The following is a 9,623-nucleotide window of genomic DNA, read 5'->3' on the forward strand; positions in this document are numbered from 1 at the left end:
GACGGGGGCGCCCCGCCCGTCAGGGCCTCACCACCGCACGGGCAGCGCGGTCGGATAGCGCCAGATCGAGGTCGTGTTCCAGGGGACCTCCTCCTTCGGGACCGCCAGGGCCAGGTCCGGGAAGCGCTGGAGGAGGGTGCCCAGGGCCACTTGGAGCTCCATGGCCGCCAGGGGGGCACCGAGGCAGTGGTGGGAGCCCCAGCCGAAGGTCATATGGGGTGGCGACTTGCGGTCGATGTCCAGCTCGCCGGAGCGCTCGAACTTCCGCTCGTCGCGATTGGCCGTCAGATACGAGACGTGCACCATGTCGCCGGCCTTGATCGTGACGCCGCTCAGCGTCACGTCCTCCAGGGCGACGCGCGGGATGCCGACGCCCTTGCGGAAGGGGATGAACCGCAGCAGCTCCTCCATCACCTGCGGCAGCCGCTCGGGCTTGTCGCGCAGGACGGCGGTCACATCGGGCCGGGTGAGCAAGGTGTAGGAGATGTTGCCGATCTCGTACGACGTGGTGTCCTGGCCGGTGATCAGCAGGACCATGGCCATGACGGACAGCTCCTCGTCGTTCAGGATCTCGTCTCCGTCGCGGGCGAGGGCCAGGGTGCTGATGAGGTCGTCACCGGGGTTCGCGCGCCGCTGGGCGGTCAGGGTGTCGAAATAGGCGCGCAGCTCGGCCTTGGCCTTGACGGCCGCTTCCCGGCCGCTCGCGCCGACGCCCATCATCGTCCAGGCGTTGCGCCGCAGTGGGGTGCGCTCGGCCTCGGGGATGTCGAGGACCTCGCAGATCGTGGTCATGGGCAGCGGCGAGGCCACGTGCTCGACGAGGTCGGCGGGCGGGCCGTGCCGCTCCATCCGGTCCAGCAGGTCGTCCACGACGTGCTGGGTGCGGACCCGCATCCGGTCCACATGGCGGGGTGCGAAGCCCTTGGCGATCAGGCTGCGGAGTCTGCTGCTGGCCGGCGGGTCCATCACATTGATGGCCTCGGGCTGGATGATCGGCTCGGGGGTCATCCGGGGATAGTCACGGCCGACGACCGCGCTGCGGCTGAAGCGGCGGTCGGTGGTGACGGTGCGCACGTCTTCGTAGCGGGTGACGAGCCATGCCTCGCCCTCTCCATAGGGCATGCGGATGCGGGCGACAGGCTCCTCCGTCAGCAGCCGCTCGAGCACGGGGTCGAATTCGAGGGCCTGGGCGAAGTCGAAAGGGCATGTGCGAACGTCGGGTTCCATCGCAGGTACTCCAGACGGGTGCTTGCGCCAGGTGCCCGGCCATGCGGCGGGCCAGTGAGGGCGTTCATGCCCATGGTCCCCCAAACGCATGTACCGAAGTAGCCCAATTAGCCCGAACAGGTGATGGGGGTACGGAACGTACTATCGGGTCGGAAGCGGCCCCGTCACCCGTCCGCCCCGGCGGTCACGACGCCTCCGCACACTCGTGATTCGATCTGATCACGGAGGTGCTCATATGGTCAGTGGAGACCCGCAACCGGTCGGTCCGGAACCGCAGTCACACGGCAGGGCCCGACAGCCCGTGTCAAGACGCTCGCTGCTGGCCGCAGGCGCGCTCGCGTCCGTGCCGGCCCTGGCGGGCACGGCGGCCGCGGCCGGGGCCCGGCCGGCGGACGAGGGAGGCAGCGGCCTCGTCACACCCGTCAGGCCCATGCCCACCACCGCGGCGGACTGGACGGACATCGCGGACGTCCTGGGCCGCAAGGGCAACATGGCGCGCGGCACGGTCTACCACACCGACTATCCGCGCGAGGACCTGCACGTGGTCTCCCGGGGCATCACCGTCTCCTCGGGCCTCGCCCTCGGCTCGCACGTGGCCTTCGTCCGCTACGCCGACGGCAGCACGATGGTGATGGGCGACCTCGCGGTCGCCGAGTCGGAGCTCCAGCACGTGACCAAGGCCCTGCAGCGGCACGGGCTGGAGCAGACCGCGATCCACAAGCACCTCCTCGCGCAGCGCCCCGACGTGTGGTGGACCCATGTGCACGGCCACGGCGACGACCCCGTGGCGCTGGCCCGCGGCGTGCGCGCGGCGATGGACCGCACCGGCACCCCGCCGCCGCGGCAGCACCAGCCGCCGCGGGCGACCGGCCTGGACACCGAGGGCATCGACGCCGCGATGTCCGCCAAGGGGTCCCACTACGACGGGGTCTACAAATGCGTCTTCGCCCGCCGCGAGACGATCGTCGACGGCGGGCACGTCCTGCCGCCGGGGCTCGGCGCGATCTCCGCCTTCAACTTCCAGTCCCTGGGCGGCGGCCGGGCCGCGGTCAACGGTGATGTCGTGATGGTGGCCGACGAGGTCCAGAAGGTGCTGCGGACCCTGACCCGGGACGGGATCGAGGTCGTCGATCTCCACAACCACAGTCTGCGGGACGAACCCCGGCTGTTCTTCGCGCACATCTGGGGCGTGGGCGACGCCGTCGAGCTCGCTAAGTGCCTGCGGCGGGCGGTGGCCCACACCAACGTCCAGACCTTCGGCTGAGACCCCACGCTCCGGGCGCCGGACGGCCGTCCGGCGCCCGGAGCGTGCCCGCCTCACAACGCCCGCACCGCCCCGTTGATCAGTTCGAGCAGGGCGCGCGGCGTCCCGGCCTCGGAGACCGCGTCGTCCGACACGGAGATGCCCGCCTCGCGCTCGATGGCGGCGGCGCTCTCCATCAGGGCGAGCGAGTCGTAGCCGAGCTCCTCGAAGGGCACGTCGAGGATGTCGCCGCTCAGGTCGACGTCGTCGTTCTCGCCCGCGCAGGCGACGAGGACGCGCCGGAGGTCGTCAAGTGTCAGCTGTGCCATGGAAGTTCCCCCTCATGAACAGTGGTCTGCCGCGGTCACCACGACCGCCGAGTTGAATCCGTGCCGGCCGCGCGCGAGGACGAGCGCGGACCGCAGTTCCGCTTCCCGGGGCCGGCCGACGACGAGGTCGAGGCCGTACTCCTCGGGTACGGAGCCGGTGTGCGCGGTGTGCGGGACGAGCCCGTCGCGCAGGGCGAGCAGGGCGGTGGCCACGTCGGCGGCGCCGCCGCCCGCCGCGAGCCGGCCCGTGAGGGACTTGGGCGCGGTGACGGGGACGCCGCGCGGCCCGAAGATCCCGCGGAGCGCCTCCGCCTCCGCCCGGTCGGCGTCCGGCCGCCCGGCGCCGTCGGCGAAGACGACGTCGATGTCCGCGGCCGCGAGGCCCGCGTCGGCCAGGGCGAGTCCGGCGGCGCGGCCCAGGCCACAGGGGCGGTCGCTGCCGGGGGCCGGGTCGAAGGTGGCCGCGTAGCCCGCGATCTCGCCGTAGACGCGCTCGGCGCCGCGTTCCCGGGCGGAGGCGGCGTCCTCGGCGATGAGGATCGCGCCGCCCTCGCCGGGCACATGGCCGCCCGCCCGGGCGTCGAAGGGGAGGTACGCGCGCTCCGGGTCGGCCGAGGTGCTGACCAGGCCGCCCGCGAGCTGGGAGGCGAAGCCCCAGGGGTCGAGGGCGGAGTCGACGCCTCCGGTGAGCACGGCCCGGGCGCCGGCCCGCACGGTGCGCCGGGCGTGGCCGATGGCGTCGAGGCCGCCGGCCTGCTCGGTGACGAGGGCGGCGCTGGGCCCGCGCAGGCCGTTGCGGATGGAGATCTGGCCGGTGTTCACCGCGTAGAACCAGGCGAACGACTCGTAGACGCTGACGAACTCCGGACCCTTGCTCCAGAGCTTGTGGAACTCGCGGTGGGTGAAGTCGAAGCCGCCCTGCGCGGTGGAGGTGACGACGCCCACGTCGTAGTCGGCGAGCGGGGAGCCGGGGCCCAGGCCCGCGTCGGCGAGGGCCCAGTCGGCGGCGGCCAGGGCGTAGCGGGTGGAGACGTCGGTCTGCGGCAGCAGCCGGGACGGCAGGTGCTCCTTGGGCTCGAAGTCCTTGATCTGCCCGGCGAGGCGGGACGGATAGCGGGAGGTGTGGAAGCGGGTGACCGCGCCGATGCCGCTCTCGCCCGCGAGCAGGGCCTTCCAGAACTCCTCGCGGCCCAGGCCGTTGGGGGCGGCGACGCCGATGCCGGTGACGACGGTGCGGACGGGAGCGCTCATGCCGCTGCCTCCGGGCGGTGCAGGACCATCGCGCTCTGGAAGCCGCCGAAGCCGCTGCCCACCGTCAGCACGGTGTCCACGCGCTGCTCGCGCGCGGTCAACGGCACGTAGTCCAGGTCGCATTCGGGATCGGGAGTGTGCAGGTTCGCGGTCGGCGGGATGACCCCGTGCTCGATCGCCAGCAGCGACGCGGCGATCTCGACAGAGCCGATCGCGCCGAGCGAGTGGCCCACCATCGACTTGATCGAGCTGACCGGCACGTCATAGGCGTGCTGCCCGAGGCTGCGCTTGAACGCGGCCGTCTCGTGCCGGTCGTTCTGCTTGGTGCCGGAGCCGTGCGCGTTGACGTAGTCGATCGCCGTACGGTCCAGACGGGCCTCGCCGAGCGCGACCCGGATGGCCTCGGCCATCTCGCGGCCGTCCTTCTTCAGACCGGTCATGTGGTACGCGTTGCAGCGCGTCGCGTACCCGCCGATCTCCGCGTAGATGTGCGCCCCACGGGCCCTGGCCGCCTCGTACTCCTCCAGCACGAACATCGCCGCGCCCTCGGCGAGAACGAAGCCGTTGCGGCTGCCGTCGAACGGCCGGGAAGCGTGCGCCGGGTCGTCGTTGTACGAGGTCGTCGCCTTGATCGCGTCGAAACAGGCCACGACGATCGGCGAGATGGGGGTGTCGGTGGCGCCGGCGAGGACGACGTCTGCGGAGCCCTCGCGGATCAGCGCGACGGCGTGCCCGACCGCGTCCAGGCCGGAGGTGCAGCCGTCGGAGACCATCGCGACCGGGCCCTCGGCGCCCACCTCCCAGGCCACTTCGGCGGGCATGACGCCGGGCGAGAGGTAGTCGAACATGTACGGCGAGAGGTGGGCGGGGTCGACGAGCCAGTCGCGGCCGGAGTCGGACATCACCAGATACTCGTTCTCCAGGCTGGTCGCCGAGGCGACGGCGCTGCCCAGGGTGACGCCGATCCGGTGCGGGTCGAGGCCTGCGGTCTCCAGGCCGCTGTCGGCCAGCGCCTCCCGGGTGCAGGCGACGGCGAACTGGGTGGCCCGGTCCATGCGGCGGATCTGCCGCGGGCTGAGGCCTTCGGCGCGCGGGTCGAAGTCGACCTCGCCCGCGACGCGGGAGCGGAACGGCGCGGCGTCGAAGAAGCTGATCTCCCGGGTGGCCGTGCGGCCCTCGCTGAGGAGGCTCCAGAACTCTTTGATCCCGGACCCGCCCGGCGCGCGGACCCCGATCCCGGTGATCACCACGCGCCGGGTCACGGGGTGGTTCCTGCGGTGCTGTGCATGGTGGCGAACTCCTTGGTGAGGAAGGTCGGTCGTAGGACACATGGCGCGACTCGAGGAGGACGGTCTCTTCGCCGGCCGCGATCACGCCGCGCGCGACGCGGCCGGTCCGGGCATCGGGCCGCTCACCGGACCGCGTCCGGACGATCGGGGCGCAGCCGGTGGCACGGAGGGTGCCGTGCGGCCCGGCCGGCGTGTGCGCGACCCGGGTCGATCAGTAATTGCCCAGGCCACCGCACACATTCAGCGCCTGCGCCGTCACCGCGGCGGCGTCGTCACTCACCAGGTACTCCACCATCGCCGCCACTTCGCGCGTCTGTACGTAACGGCCCATCGGGACGCGGTTCGTGATGCGGTCGAAGGTCTCCTCCTCGCTCACGCCCCAGATGCCCGCGTAGTGCGCGCGGACCTTCTCCGCCATGGGGGTCTCGACGAAGCCGGGGCAGACGGCGTTGACCGTGATGCCCGTGCGGGCCAGTTCCAGGCCGAGGGCCTTGGTCAGGCCGACGACGCCGTGCTTGGAGGCGGAGTACGGGACGGCGTGGACGACGCCCTGCTTGCCGCCGGTGGAGGCGATGTTGATGATGCGGCCGCGGCCCCGCTCCCGCATCCGGCCGGTGTTCAGCACCTCCTTGGTCATCAGGAAGACGCCGGTGAGGTTGGTATTGATGACGTCGAGCCACAGCTCGTCGGGGATCTCGGCGGTGACACCGCCGCCGCTGCGGCCCGCGTTGTTGACCAGGATGCCGATGGGGCCGTAGCGCTCGACGGCGGAGCGCACGCAGGAGCGGATCTGGCCCGCGTCGGTGACGTCGCACACGGTGCCGTCGACGTCCAGGCCCTCGTCCCGGAGCTCCTTGAGCACGCCTTCCAGCCGGGCCTTGTCGCGGGCGCAGATGAAGGTGCGGGCGCCGAGCCCGGCCAGCCGCCTGGTGATCTCCAGGCCGATGCCGCTGGTCGCTCCCGTGACCAGGGCGACGGGGGCAGGGGTGGTGGACATGTGACCTCCGTTGTCGAGAGTGCGGCCGTTCTGCCGTGAGCGTCGCGAGGCCGCCTTGAGCTGCACTGGAGGGTGCGTGGACGACGCGCGGCTCGACCGGCGTTCCAGCCGGGTGCGGCACGGTGGCGGCACCTGACCGAGGAGGTCCCCGTGTCCGCTCCTTCGCCGGCCGTGCTGCTGCCCGTGCGGCTCCTCGCCCCGTCCGGGCCCTGGGAGGGGGTGGCGGACGACTGGGCGCGCGAGGGCACGGTGCTCGTCTACGGCCTGGTCGCCGACTGGGCGCCGCCGTCCGATGCCGCGGCGGAGCGGCTCGCGGCGGACGAGCCCTGCCGCTGGGCGGGGCTGCGCGGCGAGGGGCTGCGGACCCGGTTCCTCGCCTCGCGCTTCCTGCTGCGCAGCCTGGTGGGCGCGGTGACGGGTACGGGCTGGCGCGGGGTGCGCCCGGCGCGTACGACGACGGGTCGCCCGTACGTCCGGGGCCTGCCGGGGCTGCGGGTCAGCCTCAGCCACAGCGGGCCGGTGCTGGCCGCGGCCGTGAGCGGGCACGGGCCGGTCGGGGTGGACACCGAGCGGGCCGGGCGGGGGACGTCGCTGTCCCCCGCGCACGTCTGCACCGCCGAGGAGACGGGGCGGCTGGCGGGGCTCAGGGACGACGAGCGCGCGGCGGAACTGCTGCGGCTGTGGACGCTGAAGGAGGCGTACACCAAGGCCCTGGGCGTGGGCCTGCGGCGCTCCCCGCGCAGCTTCGGCTTCGCGCCCGGCGCGCGCGGGCCCGTGCTGCTGGACGACGGCGAGGGAGGACCGGACCCGTACCGGCGGTGGTCGTTCGCCACCCGCCTGGTGCGGACCGCCCTCCCGGAGCCGTATCTGCTGAGTGTGGCGGTGGCTCGGCCCGCGGAGAGCGGGCGGGCGGCATGCCTGGGCCGTGAGGGGATACGCGGCCGGGCGCCGCTCGAAGGTCCCTCCATCAGGCTTGACCTCAAGCGCAGTTGATCTTTCAGCATGAACGCATCCAGGCACTGGACGCGGAAAGCCTCCGTGCCTCCGCTTCCGAAGAAAGGCGATTCATGAAGGCAGCGGCTGTCAATGCGTTCGGCGGGCCGGAGGTCGTCGAACTGCTCGATGTCGAAACTCCCACAGCGGGGCCGGGTCAGGTCCGGGTCAAGGTCAGGGCCGCCGGCATCCAGGCCGCCGACTGCGCGGTGCGGGGCGGCTGGACGCCCCCCGGGCAGACCCTGTCCTTCCCGCAGAAGATCGGCAACGAGTTCGCCGGGGTGGTCGACCAGGTCGGCGCGGGTGTCGGGGGATTCCCGGCCGGCAGTGAGGTGCTCGGCTGGTGCGTGCTGGCCTGCCACGCCGAATACGTGGTGGTGCCCGCCGACCAGATCGTGGAGAAGCCCGCCTCCATGCCCTGGGAGGTGGCCGGGGCGCTCTCCGCCTCCGGGCAGACCGCCCATACCGCGCTGGAGAAGCTGAAGGTCGGTGCCGGGGACACCCTGCTGGTCCACGCCGCGGCCGGCGGTGTGGGGACCGTGGCCGTCCAGCTCGCCACGGCGTACGGCGCGAAGGTCATCGGGACCGCCAGCCCCCGCAACCACGACTACCTGCGCTCCCTGGGCGCCGTTCCGGTGGCCTACGGCGACGGGCTGGCCGACCGGGTCCGCGCACTGGCACCCGGCGGGATCACGGCTGTTCTCGACGGGGCGGGCGGCGAGGCGCTCGACGTCTCGGTCGCTCTCCTGAAGGACAAGGCCCGGATCGGCACGCTGGTCGGGTTCGACCGGGTGGCGGAGCTCGGGGTGCTCGGCATCTTCAGCCAGCGCTCCACCGAAAGGCTGCGGGACCTCGTCGATCGCTATGCGCGAGGCGAGTTGCACATCGAGATCGCCCGGACGTTTCCGCTGGAACGCGCCGCCGACGCGCACCGCGAAGTCGAGACCCGTCACGTGCGCGGGAAGGTCGCCATTGTCGTCGGCTGACGACACGGGAGAGGTGAAGCCCCCGTCGTCGACGGGGCTTTTCCGTATGTCAGCGGCTTCCGGCGGTGGCGGTGCGCTGTTCCCCTTTTTCCTGCTTTTCCTGCGGATACCCGGCGCCGCGCGCCGACGGCCTCCGCGGGGGTGACTCCAGCACGCCTCCATCCGCCCGTCCGACGATGGGCCGGATCGACGACGTGCTGGAGGAGGCCCGAATGAGTGGTGCGGTGCAGGGGACGGAAGGGCGGCTGGAGGAGGTCGCCGACGGGGTGTTCGGCTATGTGCAGCCCGACGGCGGCTGGTGTCTGAACAACGCCGGGCTGATCGTCGGCGGCGGGCAGGCCGTGCTCGTGGACACCGCCGCGACGGAGGCCCGCGCACGGGCGCTGCGCGGCGCCGTCCTGACGGTCGCCCCCGCCGCCCCGCGGACGCTGGTCAACACGCACTTCCACGGGGACCACGCCTTCGGCAACTTCGTCTTCCCCGAGGCCCTCGTCATCGGCCACGAGCGGGCCCGTACGGAGATGCTCTCCGCCGGGCTGCACCTGACCGGGCTGTGGCCCGACGTCTGCTGGGGCGACATCGAACTGGTGCCGCCCGCCCTCACCTTCACCGACCGGCTGACGCTGCACGTGGGCGACGTCCGCGCCGAACTCCTGCACCTGGGGCCCGCCCACACCAGCAACGACACCGTCGTCTGGCTGCCGGAACAGCGCGTGCTCTTCGCGGGCGACCTCGTGATGAACGGCGCCACCCCCTTCGTCCCCATGGGCTCGGTCAGCGGCTCGCTCGCCGCCCTCGCCTCCCTCCGCGAACTGGGCCCCCGTGTCATCGTGCCGGGGCACGGGCCGGTGTCGGGTCCCGGTCTCCTGGACGACGCCGAGCGCTATCTCCTCTACGTCCGCGAGCTCGCCCGCGAGGGGATGGCGGCGGGTCTCTCCCCGGTCGAGATCGCCCGGGCGACGGATCTGGGTCCGTTCGGCGAGTGGCTCGACTCGGAGCGGCTTGTGCCTAATCTGCATCGGGCTGTGGCGGAGGAGCGGGGGGCTTTGCCGGGTAGTCATGTCGATATGACGGCGCTGTTCGGGGAGATGATCGAGTTCCACGGGGGCGTTCCGGAGTGCCGCGCGTAGTCGGCACGGCTCGGTGGCGCCTGCGGCGGGCTTTTTCCCCTACCCGCCCCTTCCCGAAACTGGGGCGCGTGCCCCAGGCCCCCGGCTGCGGGCCGGTTCGCCGCCTGCGGCGGGAGCGCCCTGCGGGCGCGTCCTCAAACGCCGGACGGGCTGGATTGTGCGGACCGTAGCCAGCACA

Annotated in this window: 9 protein-coding genes; 4 read left to right on the forward strand and 5 right to left on the reverse strand. The window is 72.5% G+C overall.

The annotated features are described in order from the left end of the window. Nucleotides 1-27 precede the first annotated feature (27 nt). Nucleotides 28-1,227 (reverse strand): cytochrome P450, encoded by a 1,200-nt coding sequence (locus tag ACZ4A5_RS03920; protein WP_467578114.1) that lies wholly within the window; start codon nucleotides 1,225-1,227, stop codon nucleotides 28-30. A 301-nt stretch (nucleotides 1,228-1,528) separates the two neighbouring features. On the opposite strand from ACZ4A5_RS03920, the gene ACZ4A5_RS03925 reads away from it, so the two are divergent. Beyond that, a complete protein-coding gene (locus ACZ4A5_RS03925) occupies nucleotides 1,529-2,491 on the forward strand; it encodes a DUF1259 domain-containing protein (protein WP_467578116.1) in 963 nt (320 codons plus the stop codon). 53 nt (nucleotides 2,492-2,544) lie between these two features. On the opposite strand, the gene ACZ4A5_RS03930 is transcribed toward ACZ4A5_RS03925, so the two are convergent. From ACZ4A5_RS03930 to ACZ4A5_RS03945, 4 genes are all read right to left on the reverse strand, one after another. Next, nucleotides 2,545-2,799, reverse strand: a complete 255-nt coding sequence (locus ACZ4A5_RS03930) for an acyl carrier protein (protein ID WP_467578118.1) — start codon at nucleotides 2,797-2,799, stop codon at nucleotides 2,545-2,547. A gap of 12 nt (nucleotides 2,800-2,811) precedes the next feature. Next, entirely contained in the window at nucleotides 2,812-4,050 is a 1,239-nt protein-coding gene (locus ACZ4A5_RS03935) for a ketosynthase chain-length factor (protein WP_467578120.1), read from the reverse strand. Continuing rightward, complete coding sequence (locus ACZ4A5_RS03940; RefSeq protein ID WP_467578122.1) at nucleotides 4,047-5,312, reverse strand: beta-ketoacyl-[acyl-carrier-protein] synthase family protein; 1,266 nt, start codon at nucleotides 5,310-5,312, stop codon at nucleotides 4,047-4,049. Before ACZ4A5_RS03940 ends, ACZ4A5_RS03935 begins: the two co-directional genes overlap by 4 nt. Before the next feature lie 238 nt (nucleotides 5,313-5,550). Then, nucleotides 5,551-6,336, reverse strand: coding sequence for an SDR family NAD(P)-dependent oxidoreductase (locus ACZ4A5_RS03945; RefSeq protein WP_467578124.1), 786 nt, complete (start codon nucleotides 6,334-6,336; stop codon nucleotides 5,551-5,553). A 150-nt stretch (nucleotides 6,337-6,486) separates the two neighbouring features. On the opposite strand from ACZ4A5_RS03945, the gene ACZ4A5_RS03950 reads away from it, so the two are divergent. The 3 genes from ACZ4A5_RS03950 to ACZ4A5_RS03960 all read left to right on the forward strand — a co-directional run bounded on the left by ACZ4A5_RS03950 (nucleotide 6,487) and on the right by ACZ4A5_RS03960 (nucleotide 9,445). Then, nucleotides 6,487-7,329: a 4'-phosphopantetheinyl transferase family protein gene (locus tag ACZ4A5_RS03950; RefSeq protein WP_467578126.1), complete on the forward strand. Its 843-nt coding sequence runs from the start codon at nucleotides 6,487-6,489 to the stop codon at nucleotides 7,327-7,329. A 74-nt stretch (nucleotides 7,330-7,403) separates the two neighbouring features. Further along, nucleotides 7,404-8,315, forward strand: coding sequence for an NADP-dependent oxidoreductase (locus tag ACZ4A5_RS03955; protein WP_467578128.1), 912 nt, complete (start codon nucleotides 7,404-7,406; stop codon nucleotides 8,313-8,315). A gap of 212 nt (nucleotides 8,316-8,527) precedes the next feature. Further along, entirely contained in the window at nucleotides 8,528-9,445 is a 918-nt protein-coding gene (locus ACZ4A5_RS03960) for an MBL fold metallo-hydrolase (RefSeq protein ID WP_467578130.1), read from the forward strand. Nucleotides 9,446-9,623: the final 178 nt, after the last annotated feature.

Source organism: Streptomyces sp. NPDC025618 (genome assembly GCF_055558795.1).